Raw genomic sequence first — 19040 nt, 5'->3', positions numbered from 1 at the left:
CTCGCTATCGCGTCCGCTTCGTATAGCGCGCGGCGCTGGCGTCTTCCTCGGCCGCCAGCTTGCGCCAGCGATCGAAACGCTCCGATGTCAGCGATCCTTCGGCGATCGCCGCCCGGACGGCGCAGCCCGGCTCGACGCCATGTGCGCAGTTCGAGAAACGGCAATTCTGCGCCACTTCGATAAAGTCGTCGAAAACTTCCGATATTCCGGCGCCGGCGTCGGACAGTTGCAGCTCGCGCATGCCGGGGGTGTCGAGCAGCCAACCACCGCGCTCGAGCCGGTGCATTTCTCGTACGGTCGTCGTGTGGCGCCCCGTCCCGTCGCGGGCGCGGATCGCCTGCGTGGCGATGCTGTCCGAACGCCGCAAACCGTTGACGAGTGTCGATTTCCCGACACCCGATGACCCCAGAAGCGCAACGGTTTCGCCCGGGCCGCACCAGGATGCGAGGTGCGCCACGCTTGCGGGATCGCGGCCGTTGACGGTTTCAACGCGCAGCCCTGGCTCGATCGCGCGCGCAGCCGCCGCGAAAACGTCCGGATCGTCAGCCAGATCCGCCTTGGTCAGAACCACGACCGGATTCACCCCCACTTCGCGTGCCAGCACCAGATAGCGCTCCAGCCGCGCGACGCTGAAATCCTGATTGCACGATGCGACGATGAACAGCGTATCGACGTTGGCGGCGATCATCTGATCCTTGCGCGGATCGCCCGGCGAGCGCCGCTTGAACAGGTTCATCCGGCCAAGGACGCGGACGGGCTGATCCGTTAGCCGATCGACCAGCAACCAGTCGCCGACCGTCGGATGATCGTCCGATGGCTTCGCCCCGGGAATATGGGGGGTGATAAAGCCCTGCCCCCCCGCACCCGCCACGGCAATTTTACCGCGATGGACGGCCATCACCCGGACGGGGTGACATTGCTGCACTTCGTCGGGCGTGACCTGATCGCCGAACCACTCCCTCCAGCCAAGCTCTTCCAGCGTCTCTTTGGTTGATTTCATATGGCTGCAGAAGCATCTTTCATGCCAGCCAACAAGCGGATTCCCCGCATACGACGCTCATATGGCAAGATCTAGAGGCGCTCCATGCGAAGCCAACTCCTGCTTCCCAACCATTCCCGTTCAAATGCACGGCGCGCCGCCGCGGCTTCGAGCCCGTGTTTCTGCGCCTCTTCGCTGCGGGTCAGCCCATAAAGTGCCCAGCCGTTTCGCGGCGTTTGCAAAAGGGCCGCGCGAAATGCCTGACCGGCCTCGTCATAACGCCCCGCCTCGAACAGCGCCGCGCCCAGCGACTGGCTGACCGGATAATACCAATAGGCTGGTTCCTGATACGGAATCTTGCCCTCGAAACTCTTCGCTTCGCGATAGTGGCGTACGGCCTCGTCAAAGCGCCCTTCGGCTCGCGCGAAGCGCCCGCGCGCGACCGCTTCGGCGAGCGAGAGCAGATCGGGCGCCGGAACCCCCTGTGCGATCATCGACGCAAAGGCATCCGAATTGCGCAGCGCCGCCAGCGCCGCCATCTCGCGGTCGAACGCCGCACGGTCGCGCCGCTCGGCCTGCGCCACCGCACGGGCATAATGCCGCATCGCCACCGCATAGGGCAGGCGCGGATCGGCCGACGGCATGGCGAGGATCGCGTCGGGCTGCGCGAACTGCGCCATCGCGAGATAGGGCGCCGCATCGATCGCCTGAATCCATGCGATCCGCGCCGATGTTTCGGGGTCGAGCACAGTGCGCAGGCGCTTCGCTTCGCGAATGGCTGTGCCCATGTCGCCCGCCATCTGGGCCGAGGTCACAATGAAATGGATATTGTGCGGATAATAGCCATAGCGAACGAGACCGCGATCATCGGTGTCGCGGATGAAGGCCTCGTCGGCGCGCGCTGCGGCGATGTTCACCCGCATCGAATCCGCATAGCGCCCTCGGACCTGATAAATATGCGAGGGCATATGGACGAGATGCCCCGCGCTCGGCGCAAGCGACCGGGCGAGCCGGTCGGCAGCAGCTTCGGCGCGCGGCGGATCGGCGCTATTTTCCATCAGATGGACATAGAGATGCGCTGCCTGGAGATGGTCAGGGTTGCGCGCGAGCACGGCCTCGACCAGACGGACCGCGTCGCCACTGCGACCCACCGGCGTTTTCTTGTCGGCTTCCCAATAATACCATGGGCTGGTGTCCATCACCGCCTCGGCCGCGAGGACCGCGACATCGTCATCCTTCGGGAAACGCCGCGCGACGTCCAGCATCGCATCGGCATAAGCGGCATCGAGCGCCACTCGGTCGGCTTTCGGATCGCGCGCATAGCGAAACGCGATCGCGTCGATCAGCACCTGCTCCATCGGCGACGCCTGCGAACGCAGCGCCCTCGCCCGATCCATCGCAGTTAGCGCCGCATCGCGGTCGCGCTCGTCCATCGGCGCGTTGATATTCGGCCCCAATGCGAGCGCTTCGCCCCACCAACACATCGCACATTCGGGATCGAGCCGCTGTGCCTGGCGGAAGGACCGCACCGCACCGGCATGGTTGAAGCCATAGGTAAGAAGCAGCCCCTGATTGAAATAGTCGCGCGCGGGCGTATTGGCTGTCGTGATCGGCAAGCGCGGCGCGACAAGATCGGGGTAGAGGGGTATTGGAGCAGATGCTGCACCGACCGGACCAGCGACCGTCGCCGCGAGCGCCAGTTCCTGCCGCAGCGTCGCAACGGCGGCCCTGCCGCCGCAAAACGACGATGCCAGCCGCGTCGGATCCAGCATCGCGAGCGCTTCCGGCGAGAAATAGGCCCCGGACGAGGAGCTGGAAAGAAAGGCCGCTGAGCTGAAAAGTAAAATTTTTTTCAATGACTTGCGCATTTGGCTCTCCTTTTAGGAAGTTCCTGCACAACAAAGCGTCACTTATCTATCATTTCGCCAAAAAACTCTCAACATACGAATAAATGCAACCGCTACGTTTCGAAGCCCATCCAGCTCTCTGTGACCGCTATGGGGAAACAGCGCTTAGCGCGCCGTGACAGCGCTCCAGTCGAGATCGAAGCGGGCAAGATATTTCCGCAGTCGATCGGCGTCATTGGTTGACCTGCGCTCCTCGCGCGAGGCCGAGAAGAGCGCGCGTGGCGGGGCCTTTACGACGGTCAAGCTGAGCGAACATACGCGTACCGCCGCAAGCCTGATCGAGCGCTTCACCGGCACCTGTTTCCGCATGTCCGAGCGGGAGGACGGGCGCAATCTGATGGAGGTGATCGCCTAGCCCCTTCTCGCCGATCGCATCGACCTAGGTCGCGGGCGTCAAGCGATGGAAATATAGCATCGCGTCGAAGGCCGCCGCCGGGACGACCAGATTTTCGGTGTCGGAATTGACCCGCAGCGATTGAGTCTGCGCCAGCCAGTTTGCCGCCGGTGTCGCCTTTCCCGCGCGCCTGAAATCAATCAGGAAATGCTCGGGGCCAACCCTCGCCAGCGCGGCATCGAGGCTCGCCGATTTGGGCGGGCGGGATGTTTCCGGCCGGGTCGATCCGCCGCTGATCGCCATGATCAAAAGCTGTCTGCCCAGCCCCGCGCGCAGATGCTCGCCCATGGCGGCGGGGGCCTGCGCATAGACCGACCAGATACCGCCGCGGGTGCGGGCGTTCATGACATGACCATTGTGCGCAAAGACCAATATCCGGCCCTGTGGTCCCTCACGCTCCAGCGCCCAGCCGGCATTGGCCGCCATTGCGGCATCGCGCGCGGCGTCGGCCCTATAGTCGCCCGGCGATAAGGTGCCGTCCGCGTTCGGTAATCCCGACACGTCGAACAGGGCCGCAAGCTGACGTGCGCCAACGGCATTCTGACGCGCCCAATCAAAATCGGCCTGCGACGATGCGGCGACCAAAGACCGGCGATTCCGGTCGAAGAAGGCGATCAGATCGGCGATCGCCGATCGCAGCCGCGCCCGATCGCCGGCCGGCATCGCGCTATAGCCGGGGACATCGAACCGGTGCAGGAATGGCTGCACGCCCCGGCGCACACGCCCGGATTGATCCGGCGCGGCATGCGATAAATAGGCAAGGCTATCGTCAATTGTCGCTCGTGCGTTTTTCCACAGGCCGCTGCTGTCGCCGCCGCTCAGGTCGATGCCATAAAGGCGGATCTTGCGGGGATGCGCCGGGTCCAAATTATAGCGGCGTATCCAGTCGAGCAGTTCGATATTCTGGGGATAGCGCCAAAAGCCCCAGGTGAAGCCGCGCCGCGCGACGTCGCGCGCCTCGCCTTCGCCGCCTGCTGCATAATCGTAAAGGCGGCGCGATTCATTCAAGCCAGTTTCGAGCGCGATCGCGGTGAAGCCCTGTTCTTCGACGAGATAGCGGAACAGACAGTTACGGAACGCCAGCGGTTCATGCGCGCCGTGTGTCGGCTCGCCGAGCGCGACGATGCGGGCGTCGCCGACAGTCGTCGCCAGTGCTTCCAATGCCGGTGGTTGCGACAAGTTATCGCAGGCGGGAAACTCGACCGCGTTCGCACGCGCCCAGTCGACAAAGCCACTGTCATCGACAGCATCCGCAGGTGCCGCAATCATCATCGCACAAGCAAAACCGGCCAGTCGCAGATCAAACCTCACGGCAGGTCGATCCGGTACAGCGGCACACCGCTGAAGGTCAGGCGCTGCGTCTGGCCGCCGATGACCGTGTCGAAAGCGAGCCATTCGGGCGCATGTTCTGGCTTGGCAAAACGGAACCGGCCGGGCGCCTCCTCGATCAGCGGCGTTGCCAGGCTGGCGTCGGCATAAGCCATGGCCAGCTGGCCACCGCGCACGAAGATGCGCACGCCGGGTCCTTCCTCGCCATGCGCCGCATAGCGTCCAACGAGCGCACGATAGGCGGCGGACGCCTCCGCCAGCGGACGTTCGCTACCTTGTCTGGCGTAACCCGCAGCCCCTTCGGACATATCGGTCACGATGCCTGCCGCGTCGCGGAAGAAGAGGAAGGCGCGCGGCCCCTTCGGCGTAAGATATAGGCCCCAGCTCTGCTTCCCCAAGCGCGCCAGTTGTAAGGGCGCGTCATGCTCAGCAAGCATAAGGCCGCCCGAGCCATCGGTCTCGAAAACCAGTTCGCGCCCGTCGGCCGCAATGAAGCGCCCGGCAAAGCTTTCCGCATCGGGCCATGCGGCTGTCGGCGGTGCGGCCCCCCTTGCCTTCGCCTTCGACAGACGCGCAACGATGCGTTCGCGTAGCGCCTTGTCGAGCGGGCCATTGCTGAGGAAAGTCACCGCGAAACCTTCGTCGAGGTGCGCGACCAGATAGGCCTGAAAACCCGCGATCGATCCGCTGTGAGCGAGCACCCCGCCGCCATCGAGGACATCGATGCCATAGCCATAATCGTCACGCACCGCAGTCGCGAAGCGGCCGAAAGCGCGCGAAGAGATCAGCCGCCCGTCCGGCGCCTTGCCGCGCGCAAGCAACATGCGCGCATAGGCCCCCATGTCGGCGGCGTTCGAGACGATCGCGCCATCGGCCGACAGATAGTCGAACCATGGCGCCTCGACATAGGTGCCGTCGGGCGCGCGCACATAGCTGGTCGCGATCCGGCCGCGCAGCCGGTCGTCGAGCTGCGGCGCGGTGGCCGTCATCCCCAGCGGGTCCAGCACGCGTTTCTGGAGGATCAATGGAAAGGGCCGGCCATCGATCGCTTCGGCGGTATAGCCGAGCAATTGGTAGCCGGTGTTTAAGTACCAAAAATGTTCGCCGGGAGCATAACGCGGCTCGAAATCGCCGAGCGCCACGATCAGGAAGCGCATCGAGGCGACGTGCGCGAGATAATTGGGGAGCCCCGAGGTGTGCGTCAGCAGCGCGTGGCCGGTGATCGGCGCGAACTTCGAGTGCGGGTGAAAATCGGGAAGGTAGCGCGTGATCGGCGCGTCGGGATCGAAGCGCCCCTCATCGGCCATCTGCATCAACGCAATCGCCGTGAAGGATTTGGAGATCGATCCGATCGCGAAGCGGGTGTCGGGGGTCACCGGCTGCTTGCGCGCGATGTCGGCATAGCCACGCGTTGCGACGAACCGCATGCGGTCGCGATCGGTCACCGCAACGACGAGGCCGATATCCCCCGGCGCCGCTTCGACAATCGCCTGCACATCGTCGAGCGCCGATTGTGGGATGGTGGTCTGCGCGGCCGCTGCCGTGCCGAAGCCGAGGATCAATGACAGCGCGAGGAGCAGGCGGATCATGCCAAACACGCCTCCACCAGCTGGTCGAACGCCGCTCCCGGCCGCATCGGGTCGGCAACCGCTACGCCCCACTCGTGCGACAACGCGATGATGGCAACAGCCGCCTCTTCGGTAGAAAGTCCTGCGGTGTTGAGCGACACCCCGGCACAGCGCACCTGCGGGTTGGTAAGCCGCGCCTGTTCCAGCGTGAGTTCTATCGCGCGGCCGATCGATGGCAGCGGATAATCGGGCAGACCAACAATGCGCTGGCGCCCATGTGCGTGGCACAGCACCAGCACGTCGGGCTGCGACCCGTGCAACAGCCCGAGCGACACACCGGCATAGGAGGGGTGGAATAGCGAGCCCTGCCCCTCGATCACGTCCCAATGCGCGGGGTCGGCGTCGGGGCTGAGCGCCTCGGCCGCGCCCGCGACGAAATCACTGACCACGGCATCAATCGGAATGCCCGATCCCGCGATAATGATTCCCGTCTGCCCGGTCGCGCGAAAGTCGGCAGCGAGGCCGCGCGCGCGAAAGGCTTCGGCGAGCGCGAGCGCGGTATATTTCTTGCCCAGCGCGCAATCGGTGCCGACGGTCAGGAGGCGCTTGCCGTTCCGTCGCCGTCCCGTTGCGATCGGCAGTCCCGGCGGCGGGGTCCGCACATCGATCAGGCGGCGGCCTTTCGCTTGGGCAACACGTTTCAACAACGGATCGTCCGATAGGCGATCATGCGCGCCGCTGACGATATCGAGTCCGGCCTCGAGCGCTTCGACCAGATAGGGAATCCATCCCGGACGGATCGCCCCGCCGATCGACGCCGCCGCGAGCACCAGCGAGCGAGCGCCCGCGGCACGGGCCTCGCGCGGATGCATTGCGGGGAGACCGAGCGAAGCGGCGGCGCCGTCACATTTATGTTCGGCAAGACAGAGGGCGGGCGCCCAGTCGCGCAGACCAAGGCCGGTCTTGAGGTAGGTCGTATCATCGGCGTCGCCGAGGAAAAGCAGATAGGGTTGCGGCACGTCGATCATATCGCTCATGGCTTGATCCTCGAAGCGACTGGTCGTCCGGGCCGCACGCCTTCGACCAGCACGCCGCCGTCGACCACCAGCACGCCGTTGACCATCACATAGCGAAAGCCGTCCGACATGTGCGCGGCGTCGCCATAGGTCGCTTTGGTGCCCACCGTCGCGGGATCGAACAGGACGATATCGGCATCGGCGCCGGGCTGCAGCCGCCCCTTGCGCGCCATTGCGGGGACGAAGTTTTGCAATCGCTGCGCCGGCATCAGCGTCATCTTGCAGATCGCCTCGTTCAGGGTGAGTGCCTTCGTCTCGCGCACATAATGGCCAAGCACGCGGGCGAAGCTGCCCGCCGAACGCGGATGGCCGTTCGGTCCCTCGATACGGCCGCCATCGCTCGCGACGATGACGGTCGGATCGGAGAGCAGCGCGGCAAGGGTCGCCTCGCTGTTCATATGCATGATGACGCCATCATCGGAGGTGCCCGACCGCAGCGCATCGAATTCGGCCTGTGTCAGCCGCTTTCCACTGACACGCGACTGGAGGTCGCCGACGCTGACGCCCCAGCGCTTTTCCCAGCCGGGATCAAAGAAATGGCTGCGGATCGCATCAACCGATCCGCCCCATGGATAGGTTTCGGTCGAGACATCGACGCCGCGCGCGCGCGCATCGCGGATGAGCGCCGCCATCATCGGCGCGTCGGACATCGCCATGCTGTTGATATGCGCGATATGGACGCAGGCGCCGGTGATCGCAGCGTTCGCGATATTTTCCTGAACCGCTTCCAATGTGCTGTCGGGCTCGACGAGGCTGCCGTGACGGATATGGGTGAAGAGGCAGCTTTGTGTGTTCACGGCGACGCGGGTGACGCCCAGCATTTCCTTGTGGCTGATCCCCGCCGCATATTGGGTGCCGCTGCCGATCCCGATCGCTCCCTCGCTTACCCCCTGTTCGAGCAACTGCAACAGCCGCGCGGAGGCCGCATCGGAGATTGGCTGGCCGGCCTCGGGCGCCCCGAATTTCTCCATCGGATCGCGCAGCGCCGCGAGGCCCGTGGCGCCCTCGCCCTTCTGGACATAATAACGGACGGGGGTGTGACCGACGCTTGTCCCGTAATTCAGAAGCTCCTGCCCCTGCTTGGCCGCGTACCAGGCCGACACCGGCCAGGTGCCGATCTCCAGCTCGAGCCGCGTCGTGACCCCGTCTTTCACCTGATAGCGCGCCGCGTCGAGTGTCGTTGCGTGCGAATGAAGGTCGATGAAGCCCGGCGCCGCGACCAGCCCGCGCGCGTCGATCGTCCGTTTTCCCCTGAGCGGTGTCTCGACCACCGCAACGACGCGGTCGCCGTTGACCGCGATGTTGCGGATCCCATCGAGCCCGGTTTCGGGATCGATCGCGCGCGCACCGACAAAAACGATGTCGTGAACGGGTTCGGCCCGCGCCGCGGCGGGAAGCCCCGCCAGCGCCGCCGTCAGCAGGATGATCGCCCGCCGCGGCGTCATGGCAGTTCGCTTTTCATCGGACGCGCGTACCACGAACCGTCAGAAGTTCGCGCGCAGCGAAATTGTCACGCTGCGCGGTTCGCCCACGACATTGCCATAGAAAAGCGTCTGATAATTGTTCACGAAATAATGCTTGTCGAAGAGATTCTTGATGTTGAGCTGCACGCGGAAGCGCTCGAAATCATAACCCGCCGACGCATCGACCAGCGTATAAGAGGCGATATCGCGCGTCGCGCGGTCGAAGTCGGTCTTCACCGATCCGACATAGCGGATGCCGCCGCCGACGAATGCGCCGCCGCCGAATTCATAGCTGGTGTAGATGCTCGCCGTGCTCTTCGGCAGGAAGGTCAACGTCTTGCCGATCAGTGTCGTATCATCATCCTCGCGGATCGTCGGATCGAGAATGGCCAGACCGGCATTGACCTGCCAGCCTTTTGTAATCTCGCCCACCGCCTGCATTTCGAACCCGCGATGGCGGACTTTGCCCACCGGGGCATAGCGGTCGATCAGGTCGATGGTCTGGTCATACCGTGCCTGATTGGCCTGCCGGACGTCGAAAAGCGCGGCGGTCAAAAGAATCCGCCGGTCGGGCGATACATATTTGACCCCCACCTCATATTGCTCGCCGGCAAGCGGCGGCAGGACGTCGCCGACCGCATCGATGAAGAGCTGCGGCTGGAAGGATTCGCTATACGATGCGTAAAAATTCAGCCCCTTCACAGGCTCCAGCGACGCCGCGAGGCGCAGGCTGGTCTGGCTGTCGCCGCTGAAATCCTGCCAGGGACCGGTGCCCGACTGCTTGCTGACATCGGGCTTGGCCCATGAAATGCCGCCGAGCAGGGTCAGCGGCTCGGCCACCTTGATGCTCGCCTGCGTCGACAGGGTGAAATAGCGAAGCCGACGGTTCAGGCCATAGTCGAAGCCCGGATAGGTGCGGCTATTGAAAAGCGCTTCGATCGCGTCGACGCCATCGAAGATGTTGGCGACGTCGCCCTGCGGCATATCCGGGATCGTACCCGCCTGCTGCGTCTCATAATCCTGATAATTGGCCGCGACGGTGATGAAGCTGTCGGCCAGCCCGAGATCGTCGAACTTGTAAACGCCCGACAGCCCGGCGCTGAACGCCTCTGTCGTGCTTTTGGTGATCTTGTTGACCGCAATCAGGAAATCGCCGTTCGGCTGCAGGTCATATCCAAAACCGCTCTCGCCGGTCGTGTTCGAGCGGAGATAATTGACCTTGAGACTGACCGAGAGCGCCGATGACGCCTCCCAGTCGAGACCGCCATTCACGCGAACCACCGGCGTCACCAGTTCGAAATCGCCCGACCCGATGAAGAAGGACCGGCCAACCGGTGCGGGCGACCCATCAGGCAGCGTCGGAATGCCGTCGAACGAAGTGCGCCGATAGCGCTCATATCCGCCGTGGATATATCCGGTCAGCCCGGCCGACAGGTCGGCATCGATGCCCGCGTAAAGCACCGTCTTGGCCGAACCGACGCGCTGCATGAAACTGTCGCCCTCCTCATGAACGGCGATGCCGATAACATGGACTGTCTCTGCGGCGTTGAGCGCGCCCGCAAGCTGGCCTTCGATACGCCAGCGGTCCCACGAGCCGCCGAGCAGTTCGATATGCGACAGCGTCCCCGCACGCGCGCGCTTCGTCACCTGGTTGATGATGCCGCCCGGATTGGCCGCGCCATACACCACCGACGTCGGTCCCTTGACGATTTCAAGGCGTTCGAGCGTCGCAAAGTCGGGTTCATAGTCGAGCGCGCCGACATTCAATCCGTCGATTGCGTTGCCGGCCGCAAAGCCGCGCAGCTTGATGACCGACGATGTTCCGCCTGGATTTCCGTCGAACAGGGCGCCCGGCGTATATTGCGCGACGTCGCCCAGCGTCCTGGCGTCGGTGGCCTCCAGAAAATCCTCGCTGATCAGCGTGATCGACTGGGGCACTTTCTCAAGCGACAGCGGCAGGCCGGTGGTACCGCTGGTGTCTTCGCTCAGATAGCGATAGCCGCTAACGACGATCGCATCGCCATCGGCGGCAGGCTCGGCTTCCTGCGCCTGCGCAGGTCCGGCCAACAGCCCCACCTGCAACGCGAACGCGCCCACGACCAGCAGATGGCGCCTGCGGCCCATCCGCATGTCGCTTCCGAAGCCTCCATCCTGCCCAAGCCTGTTCATCGCATATCCCCTCAACACATTCGGAAATCCCGCGGCCTCCACCGTCGTTCGGGAAGACCGATCACCACCCGATTAGAATAGGGTTGATATATTTCTGTCAATTGATAGTTTTGCATGATTAACTAACAAATCTGAGAGGAAAGAGCCTCCCATGAATGATAGCCAGCATGGCTCAGCCCCACTCGCCGAGCGCCCCGCGATCCCCAATGTCCCGCTGTTGCAGCGGCTGCAAAATGATCTGGAGAGCTATTCCTCGGCCGACCGTGCGGTTGCCGCCTATATGCTGGCGCATTACGCCACGCTCGCCTTTGAAACCGCGATGTCGCTGGCCGAAAAGGTCGGGGTCAGTGAAATCACTATCGGCCGCTTTGCCCGCAAGCTGGGGTATCGCAATTTCAAGGCATTGAAGAATGAACTCAAGGATAGCAGCGAAGAAGGCTTCCCCTGGCTGATCGGCGACGAACTGCTGGAGTTTGTCGAATCCGCCGACGGATCGGACGACGGCGAAACCAATATCCAGCGCGAGATGAAATCGCTCCTCGCCGTCTATCGCCTTGCCGAAACGCCGCAATGGGCTGCCGCGGTCGAACTTCTCGCCAAATCGCGCACCGTGCAGATCGCAGGCTTCCAGACCGAGCGCGGCATTGCGATGCTGCTCGCCAACCATTTGCAGTTCATGCGCGACGGGGTGCGGCTCGTCGATCTGAGCGCCGGAAATTATGCCGATGTGTTCGCGAGCGACGAAGAGGACAGTTGCCTCGTCGTCATCGATATCCGCCGTTACTCGCGGCAATCCTATCTGATCGCCGAACAGGCGAGCCTGCACGGCGTTCCGTTGATCGTCCTGACCGACCTGTTCTGCGACTGGGCTGGGCGCTTCACCCCGCATGTGCTGGCGGTGCCAACGCAGACAGGATTGTTCTGGAGCTCGCCCGTAGCGCTGGTGTGCGCGGTCAATCTGATGGTGAACAGCGTGATTAAGGCAATCGGGACGCGAGTCGAACAGCGACTCGAAAAGCTCACCCGCCTCCATCAGACCTTCACCGGCTATGCGGGGCACCAGCCGCCTCGCCCCAAAATGTCTTGATCGCATCGCGAAAAATCGTCTTCGATCAAAGTGATGAATATGACAGTTTTATATCTTTAAAATTCATAGACAGAAAAATTACGCTCCGATAGCCCATTTGGCATGACCGAAGCTCCTCCAGCCGCGCTTGATTCGATCGATCTCGACACCGCGCTCGCCGCGCTCGAGCCCTGCGCGCCGCGTATCGAGGTGGAGGTCGCGCGGCTTCCGCTTCGGGAGCCCTTCCGTATCAGCGACCATGTCTTTCACCATATCGAGACGGTTGTGCTGCACCTTGAGGCCGATGGCTGTGTCGGGCGCGGCGAAGCCGCAGGGGTTTTCTATCTGGACGACACGCCTTCCCTTATCGCGCAAAGGCTGGCCGATGTGCGGCCAGCGATCGCGCAAGGGGTCGATCACGCGCGGCTGGCGCAGCTTTTCCCTGCCGGAGGTGCGCGCAACGCCTTCGACTGCGCGCTATGGGATCTGCAAGCGCAGCGCATGGGAACGCCGGTCTGGAGCCTGCTCGGCATGGCGCCGCCGGGGCCGCTGCTCACAACCTATACCATCGGCTGCGTCGCTCCCGGAAGGATGGCGGCACAAGCGGCTGGCTATGCCGACGCCCGGGCGATCAAGATCAAGCTGTGCGGCGACGAAGAGGATGACCGCCGGATTGCGGCGGTGCGCGCGGCGCGGCCAGATGTGTGGCTGGCCATCGACGCCAATCGCAGCCTGACCCCCGCGACATTGCGGCATCTGGTCCCTGCCCTCCGCGCCGCCGGCGTCCAATTGGTTGAACAGCCCTTCGCGATCGGCGCCGACGACGCGCTCGCCGGTTTCGACCTGCCGATGGCGCTCGCCGCGGACGAGAGCATCCAGACGATCGCCGACCTCGACCGGCTCGCTCATCTGTATCGGGTCGTCAATATCAAGCTCGACAAGTGCGGCGGCCTCACCGACGGGCTGCGTCTCGCGCAACGCGCGCGAGCGCTGGGGCTTGAGGTGATGGTCGGCAATATGCTCGGCACGTCGCTCGCGATGGCGCCCGCTTGGCTGCTCGGGCAATTTTGCAAGATCGTCGATCTCGACGGCCCGATCTTCCTCAAGGCCGATTGCGCACCGGGCGCGATATATGGGAACGGATATATGGATTGCCCCGCTGCGCTGTGGGGAAGCGGACAGCAAAGGGTACACTTTCCATCCGCTCTGAGCTAGCGACCGCGATATCGCGACCAATGTCCGCAATGAACGAGTGATAATCAGATGATCAATTCCAGCGTCTATCCGGTGGGGACTTTCGGCCAGCCATGGGGTGAGGCAGAGCTCGCGCAATGGCGAGACCGGCAATCGCGCTTGCGCCGCTATGATGTGGACGTCGTACCGCGTATCGACGCTTTGGCCGATCGCTATGAGAAGATCGCTTATGGCCAGCTCGACTATGCCGGGGAACGCTACACATTGTTCGCACTGCGCGACCGACATTTTGATCCCGCGCTCCCCACCGCGCTGGTGACCGGCGGCGTACACGGATATGAAACCAGCGGTGTCCTCGGCGCGCTCGATTTTCTCGAAACCTGCGCTGCGGATTACGCTGGCAAAATCAATCTGCTGGTCGCGCCTTGCGTCAGCCCATGGGCGTATGAGCGCATCAATCGCTGGAACTATGACGCCATCGACCCCAACCGGAATTTTCGTGCCGATGGGCCGGCGCGCGAAGCCACCGCGCTGATCGAGCTTGTCGGATCGGTGCAGGGCCCGTTCCTGGTGCATGTCGACCTGCACGAGACGACCGATAGCGACGCCAGCGAGTTTGGTCCCGCGCTGGCCGCGCGCGACGGCAAAGCCTATGAGACCGATGTCATTCCCGACGGTTTCTACCTGGTCGACGACAGCGAAAATCCGCAGCCCGAATTTCATCGGTCGATCATCGCTGCGGTCGAACAGGTCACCCACATCGCCCCTGCGGATGCGAAGGGCGAGATCATCGGTTCGACCGTCATTGCACATGGCGTCATCGAATATCCGATGAAAAAGCTGGCGCTATGCTGTTCGATCACGGGCGCGCGTTACACGACCACCACCGAAGTCTATCCGGACAGCCCGCGCACGACGCCGGCCGAATGTGTTCGGGCGCAGGTGGCAACCGTGTGCGCTGCGCTGGACTTCGCACTAGAATCTTGACCTCGGAATTGGGAACGCCGCCCCCGACTCAGGCCGGTCCGGTGCAAGAACACCGGACCGCACCATAAAGGCCGCCGCAAAGGGTCGCTCGGTCAGAAGTTGAACCGGATCCCGCCATTGACCGTGAAGGCGCTGAAACCCGAGCCATCGTCGATATTTCCAACAATGAAGGCCGACACACGCCCTCCCCGCGCATGGCCCATGAGGCCGACCGAATAGCGCTGCGCATCGTCCCACGTCGTCGTCGCCAGCGAGAAGTTCGTCGCTGGAGCGCCGAAGGCGAAGTTCCCGGCATCGTCGCGCGACCAGTTCTTCATCCACGCGGCGCTGGCGAAAGGTTCAATCTGGATCTGGTCCACGCTGCCGGCACGATAGGACAGCCGCAGGCCCGCCCGACCAACCTTGGTCTTGTCGCTGCCCGGCGAGTAGATGCTGTTCGCATCGATCGTCAGATCGTCGATCCGGCTGTCGGCATAGTTGAACCCAAGGAACGGCGTCGCGGCGAACCCGCTTTGGCCACCAAAGCGATAGGATGCGTGGACCGATCCGGCGGTGGCCTTGCCATCGACCTCCTGCTTCGTCGCGCCAAAGACCGTCGGCAGAACCAGATCATAGTCGCGCCATTCGCGGCGGATCTGGGCGTCGATCGTCAACGCCCCGTTGCTGATCGCGACATAGCCGCCGACGAAGCTGGTATCCACGGCCAGCCTTTCGGTAACCGACGGACTGGCCGCACCATCATACCAGCCGCCGGTGATGCCCACATGAACATTCCAGCCGTTGCCACCCATGTTGAGAAGGCCGAGGTCGGCACCCATCTGGATCGCCTGATGCTCGGTCCGCACGTCACCGGCCGGATTGATCGTGAACCCGCCGCCGGTCAGCGTCGCCGCGATCGCCTGCTTCGTGTGGCCGCTGGCGCCGCGCATCCACAAACCGAAACGCTTGTCGCCCGCCGCCGGATCGCTTCGCGCCGTGACATAGGGGCTGATCGGCTCGTCGATCAGCATCGATGCCGCCTCGGCCACAAAGCTCAGGCTGCCCAATGTCGCCGCCGACGGATTAATCCCCTGAAGCAGGCCAAACTGGGTGGCGTTGGCCGGGTTGCGGCCGAAGCTTTCGACAAGGAGCCCCCCACCGAAAATCGTATTCGAAGTGAAGCTATTATCCGCCGCAGCCCCGGCAACCGTCACGACCGGCAGGAAGCCGCCCGCGATGAGGTTGGTCCCGCCGACGCGGTTCAGCGTCACATTGGTCGTGCCCGAAGCCGAACCCGCAATATTCAGCCGGTCAGCAGTCATCGTGCCGGTGTTATAGTCAGCAAAGAACTGGCCACCGCCCACATAATTGCCACCGACCGTGACGATATTGCCCGTCAGACCATTTTGGGCATTGATGATCCCGCCGTTGGTCATCAAGCCATTGGTGGTGAAGGATCCGGCGCCGACAAAATTGATCCGATTCATATTATTGGTGTTGCCGAGGAACAGAACCGTCCCCCCGGCGCCGATATTGGCCGTACCGGCATTGACGAAGCTTCCGGAGAAGCTGGATGCGCCCGCACCGAAATTCGCCGTGCCGCCCGCCGCATTGGTCATCGTCGAGGTCGCGACATTCGATCCGGTCACATTGACCGCGCCGTTCAATATGCCCGTATTGGTCAGCGTGAAGCTGCCATTATTGAGCGTCGCCAGCACGGCATTGCCGCTACCGGTGATCGTCCCGCTATTGGTAATCGTGCCATTGCCGGTGCCCGTCGGGGTCAGACGAATACCGGTTGTGCCCGTGATGAGCCCGGCGTTGGTCACCGCGAGCGCCGCGTCAACGCTGGCGAGATCGACGCCGATCGCACCCCGGATGGTACCCGTACCCATCTGATTGACCGTGAGCGCTCCCGCCGCGCCCGCCCCCGTCGAGGTCAGCCGCACCCCGACATCATCGCCTTCGACCAGACCGGCATTGTTGACGGTCAGCGCGCCCGAAACGGTCGTCTGGTCGATCCCGACCAGCGGGTCGATCGCGCCGGTCGCGGCGACGTTGGTGATGATGTTGCCGACAGTTGAAAGACTGCGAACCCCCGCCGCGCCGGCGTTGATCTTGCCGTTGACGTTGATCGTCGTGGTGCCCGTCGACTGGCCGCTGTCGGTATAGATGCCGAACGCCGCCGGTGTGTTGGCAATCAAGGTGCGCCCTGCGGTCAAGGTAACATCGATCGTACCACTGTTGGCCGCCACCAGGATATTCTGCGCCACAACCGCTGTCATCGTGGCGGACGTCACATTGCCCGCAGTCACGGCAATATTGCCGCCACTCGTCTGCGCAAAGATGCCGTTGCCGGTCGTCGCGGTGACCGGGCCGACCGTCGTTACCGTCGTCGATCCCGTCCCGAAATTCTCGGCATCGATGCCGAATCGCGCATCGATCGCGCCGTTCGCGGTCACCGCGATATTGCCCGTACTTCCAGCCGGGAAGATCGCCGCAACAATCCCGGCATTGCCTGCCTGCAGGTCGCCGTTGGCAATGATCGTCATGTCAGCAGTCAGTGACTGCGTCTGGACATCGATCGCATCCTTGCCGCCCGCCAGCGCAGCCACCGCGCCAGTTGTTACAGATATATCTCCACCCGCTGCCGTGTCGCGAACGAGGATTCCTTCACCCGCCGTCGAACTGCTCGCACCGCTGATATTGACGGTAACTGTGCCACTGCCGTTGTTGAGGATGTTTGCTGCGTCGCCGGTCCCGCCGACGAAGCCGGCAATGCCAGTCACCGATATATTCCCAGTCCCGCCGGTGCCACCGATCAAGCTCAGGCCGCGCGTTGCGCCGGTCACCGTGTCGGCGATGCTCACGTTCACCGCATTATTGCCGGTCGCCTTGATGCCTTCGGCCGCCGTCCCGGTGACCGAGCCAAAGGCAATAACGCCCGCCGCGCCGGTACCACTATTGTCCGCAACGATACCCGTCGTCCCCGACACATTGCCACCCGTGCCAACGATGATCGCACCCGACCCCGCCGCATTCGTCTGCTGCGCAACGATCGCCGTATTGCTCACCGCGCTCACATCGCCCGTGATCACGGTGACATCGCCGCCTGTCGAAAGCGCGAAGATGCCGTTACCCGTCGTCGCTGTCACCGGTCCGACCGTGGTCACCGACGTGTTGCCGCGGCCGAAGTTCTCGGCATCAATCCCGAACCGCGCGTCGATCGCGCCATTGGCAGTCACGTCGATATTGCCTGTGCCCCCGGCCGGGAAGATCGCGCCGACGATCCCGGCGTTGCCCGCCGCAATATCGCCATTCGCAACGATCTTAATATCCGCTGTCGTCGACTGCGTCTGAACGTCGATCGCATCCTTGCCGCCCGCCAGCGCGGTCACCGCGCCCGTCGTCACGCTGACATTGCCACCTGCAGCCATATCGCGAACCGTAATGCCTTCACCGTCGGTCGACGCGCTTGCGCCGGATATGTCGACCAGCACATTGCCCGAGCCGTTGTTCTGGATCGTCGCCGCATTGCCCGTCCCGCCGGCAAAACCGCCCGCGCCCGTAACGCTGATGTCGCCCGCGCCGCTGGTCCCGCCGGTCAGCAGCAACCCGGTGGTCGCACCGGTCACCGTGTCGGCGACCTTGACAGTCACCGCGTCATTGCCGGTTGCCCTGATGCCTTCAGCGAACGTCCCCGTCACCGCGCCGGTGGCGGTGACATTGGTCGCACCGGTCCCGCTGTTAGTCGCCTCGACGCCGGTCGTGCCCGATGTCGTGCCGACGGTCACGTCGATCACGCCCGCACCCGCGGCGCTGGTCTGCCGCGCAATGACGGCGGTATTGCTGTCGGAACCGACATCGCCTGCAATTACGGTGACATCGCCGCCCGTCGACAGCGCGAAGATAGCATTTCCCGTCGTCGCGGTTACCGGACCCACTGTGGCGACCGACGTGCTGCCGGTGCCGAAATTCTCGGCATCGATCCCGAACCGGGCATCGATCGCACCATTGGCAGTCACGTCGATATTGCCGGTGCCCGCGGCCGGGAAGATCGCGCCGACGATCCCGGCGTTGCCCGCCGCGATGTCGCCATTCGCAACGATCGTCACATCGGCCGTCGCAGATTGCGTCTGAACGTCGATCGCATCCTTGCCGCCCGCCAGCGCGGTGACCGCACCGGTGGTGACGCTGATATCGCCGCCCGCTGCCGTGTCGCGAACGAAGATGCCTTCGCCAGCCGCCGAACTGCTCGCGCCAGAGATGTCGACCGTTGCCGTGCCGTTGCCATTATTGAGGATGTTCGCTGCATCGCCGGTCCCGCCGACAAATCCTCCCGTGCCCGTCACCAATATATCGCCGGCCCCGCCGGTGCCGCCAATGAGGCTGAGCCCGCGCGTCGCGCCGGTCACTATGTCGTTGGCCACGACAGTCACCCCATCGTTGCCGGTCGCCTTGATGCCCTCGGCGAAGGTTCCGGTTATCGTCCCGTTGCCAAGAATACCCACATCGCCAGTGCCGCTATTGTTCGCAATGATACCCGTCGTCCCCGACACATTGCCAGCGACCACGCTAATCGCGCCCGAACCTGCAGCGCTCGTCTGTTGCGCGACGATCGCGGTGTTGCCGGTCGAGGTCACATCACCCGCGAGAACCGTGGCATCGCCACCGCTCGTCTGCGCAAAAATGCCGTTGCCGGTCGTCGCATTCACCGAGCCAACCGTCGTCACCGAAGTCGATCCGGTCCCGAAATTCTCGGCATCGATCCCGAACCGGGCATCAATCCTCCCATTGGCGGTTGATCTGCCCCCTTCTGAGTGGTCCAAAATTGATGATATTTTGGATTACGAAGGAGATTATGAATGCCGAGCAAGAAGCATCGCCCGGAAGAGATTATTGGCAAGCTGCGTGAAGCGGAGGTTGTGC

General features: G+C 63.6%; 12 protein-coding genes. 4 read left to right on the top strand and 8 right to left on the bottom strand.

Annotated features, from left to right (window positions below):
- Positions 1–4 precede the first annotated feature (4 nt).
- Both rsgA and CDQ91_RS06625 read right to left on the bottom strand, forming a co-directional pair.
- On the bottom strand, positions 5–1000 hold the full coding sequence (rsgA, locus tag CDQ91_RS06630; protein ID WP_088471960.1) for a ribosome small subunit-dependent GTPase A: 996 nt from the start codon (positions 998–1000) through the stop codon (positions 5–7).
- A 71-nt stretch (positions 1001–1071) separates the two neighbouring features.
- Entirely contained in the window at positions 1072–2751 is a 1680-nt protein-coding gene (locus tag CDQ91_RS06625) for a hypothetical protein (RefSeq protein ID WP_237245857.1), read from the bottom strand.
- Positions 2752–3061: 310 nt separating this feature from the next.
- On the opposite strand from CDQ91_RS06625, the gene CDQ91_RS21220 reads away from it, so the two are divergent.
- A complete protein-coding gene (locus CDQ91_RS21220) occupies positions 3062–3241 on the top strand; it encodes a hypothetical protein (protein WP_158213627.1) in 180 nt (59 codons plus the stop codon).
- A gap of 24 nt (positions 3242–3265) precedes the next feature.
- Here CDQ91_RS21220 and CDQ91_RS06615 read toward each other — a convergent pair whose 3' ends face one another.
- The 5 genes from CDQ91_RS06615 to CDQ91_RS06595 are packed head-to-tail and all read right to left on the bottom strand — an operon-like array spanning position 3266 to position 10840.
- A complete protein-coding gene (locus CDQ91_RS06615; protein WP_237245856.1) occupies positions 3266–4591 on the bottom strand; it encodes an erythromycin esterase family protein in 1326 nt (441 codons plus the stop codon).
- Positions 4588–6198 (bottom strand): serine hydrolase domain-containing protein, encoded by a 1611-nt coding sequence (locus CDQ91_RS06610; RefSeq protein WP_237245855.1) that lies wholly within the window; start codon positions 6196–6198, stop codon positions 4588–4590. The genes CDQ91_RS06615 and CDQ91_RS06610 overlap by 4 nt, the downstream gene beginning before the upstream one ends.
- A complete protein-coding gene (locus tag CDQ91_RS06605; RefSeq protein ID WP_088471956.1) occupies positions 6195–7214 on the bottom strand; it encodes an N-acetyltransferase DgcN family protein in 1020 nt (339 codons plus the stop codon). Before CDQ91_RS06605 ends, CDQ91_RS06610 begins: the two co-directional genes overlap by 4 nt.
- Positions 7211–8698 (bottom strand): amidohydrolase family protein, encoded by a 1488-nt coding sequence (locus CDQ91_RS06600; RefSeq protein ID WP_088471955.1) that lies wholly within the window; start codon positions 8696–8698, stop codon positions 7211–7213. The genes CDQ91_RS06605 and CDQ91_RS06600 overlap by 4 nt, the downstream gene beginning before the upstream one ends.
- A gap of 39 nt (positions 8699–8737) precedes the next feature.
- Positions 8738–10840, bottom strand: a complete 2103-nt coding sequence (locus tag CDQ91_RS06595) for a TonB-dependent siderophore receptor (protein WP_237245854.1) — start codon at positions 10838–10840, stop codon at positions 8738–8740.
- A 196-nt stretch (positions 10841–11036) separates the two neighbouring features.
- On the opposite strand from CDQ91_RS06595, the gene CDQ91_RS06590 reads away from it, so the two are divergent.
- The 3 genes from CDQ91_RS06590 to CDQ91_RS06580 all read left to right on the top strand — a co-directional run bounded on the left by CDQ91_RS06590 (position 11037) and on the right by CDQ91_RS06580 (position 14132).
- A complete protein-coding gene (locus CDQ91_RS06590; RefSeq protein ID WP_088471953.1) occupies positions 11037–11972 on the top strand; it encodes a MurR/RpiR family transcriptional regulator in 936 nt (311 codons plus the stop codon).
- 102 nt (positions 11973–12074) lie between these two features.
- Entirely contained in the window at positions 12075–13166 is a 1092-nt protein-coding gene (locus CDQ91_RS06585; RefSeq protein ID WP_088471952.1) for a dipeptide epimerase, read from the top strand.
- A gap of 48 nt (positions 13167–13214) precedes the next feature.
- A complete protein-coding gene (locus CDQ91_RS06580) occupies positions 13215–14132 on the top strand; it encodes a M14 family metallopeptidase (RefSeq protein ID WP_088471951.1) in 918 nt (305 codons plus the stop codon).
- 92 nt (positions 14133–14224) lie between these two features.
- Here the strand turns inward: CDQ91_RS06580 and CDQ91_RS06575 are convergent, their stop codons facing one another.
- Positions 14225–18844: an autotransporter outer membrane beta-barrel domain-containing protein gene (locus CDQ91_RS06575; RefSeq protein ID WP_088471950.1), complete on the bottom strand. Its 4620-nt coding sequence runs from the start codon at positions 18842–18844 to the stop codon at positions 14225–14227.
- Between the last annotated feature and the right edge of the window lie 196 nt (positions 18845–19040).

Origin of the sequence: Sphingopyxis witflariensis, from assembly GCF_002205635.1 — a bacterium.
In the GTDB taxonomy this organism is placed as follows: Bacteria; Pseudomonadota; Alphaproteobacteria; order Sphingomonadales; family Sphingomonadaceae; genus Sphingopyxis; species Sphingopyxis witflariensis.
The sequence above is the reverse complement of the archived record's forward strand: the minus strand, read 5'-3'. Positions and strand labels throughout refer to the sequence as shown.

What these genes read in the sequence shown, in the direction of transcription:
- rsgA (WP_088471960.1), bottom strand. Translation starts at nt 1,000, where the DNA reads ATGAAATCAACCAAAGAGACGCTGGAAGAGCTTGGCTGGAGGGAGTGG.
- CDQ91_RS06625 (WP_237245857.1), bottom strand. Translation starts at nt 2,751, where the DNA reads ATGCTGGATCCGACGCGGCTGGCATCGTCGTTTTGCGGCGGCAGGGCC.
- CDQ91_RS06610 (WP_237245855.1), bottom strand. Translation starts at nt 6,198, where the DNA reads ATGATCCGCCTGCTCCTCGCGCTGTCATTGATCCTCGGCTTCGGCACG.
- CDQ91_RS06605 (WP_088471956.1), bottom strand. Translation starts at nt 7,214, where the DNA reads ATGAGCGATATGATCGACGTGCCGCAACCCTATCTGCTTTTCCTCGGC.
- CDQ91_RS06600 (WP_088471955.1), bottom strand. Translation starts at nt 8,698, where the DNA reads ATGACGCCGCGGCGGGCGATCATCCTGCTGACGGCGGCGCTGGCGGGG.
- CDQ91_RS06595 (WP_237245854.1), bottom strand. Translation starts at nt 10,840, where the DNA reads ATGGGCCGCAGGCGCCATCTGCTGGTCGTGGGCGCGTTCGCGTTGCAG.
- CDQ91_RS06590 (WP_088471953.1), top strand. Translation starts at nt 11,037, where the DNA reads ATGAATGATAGCCAGCATGGCTCAGCCCCACTCGCCGAGCGCCCCGCG.
- CDQ91_RS06585 (WP_088471952.1), top strand. Translation starts at nt 12,075, where the DNA reads ATGACCGAAGCTCCTCCAGCCGCGCTTGATTCGATCGATCTCGACACC.
- CDQ91_RS06580 (WP_088471951.1), top strand. Translation starts at nt 13,215, where the DNA reads ATGATCAATTCCAGCGTCTATCCGGTGGGGACTTTCGGCCAGCCATGG.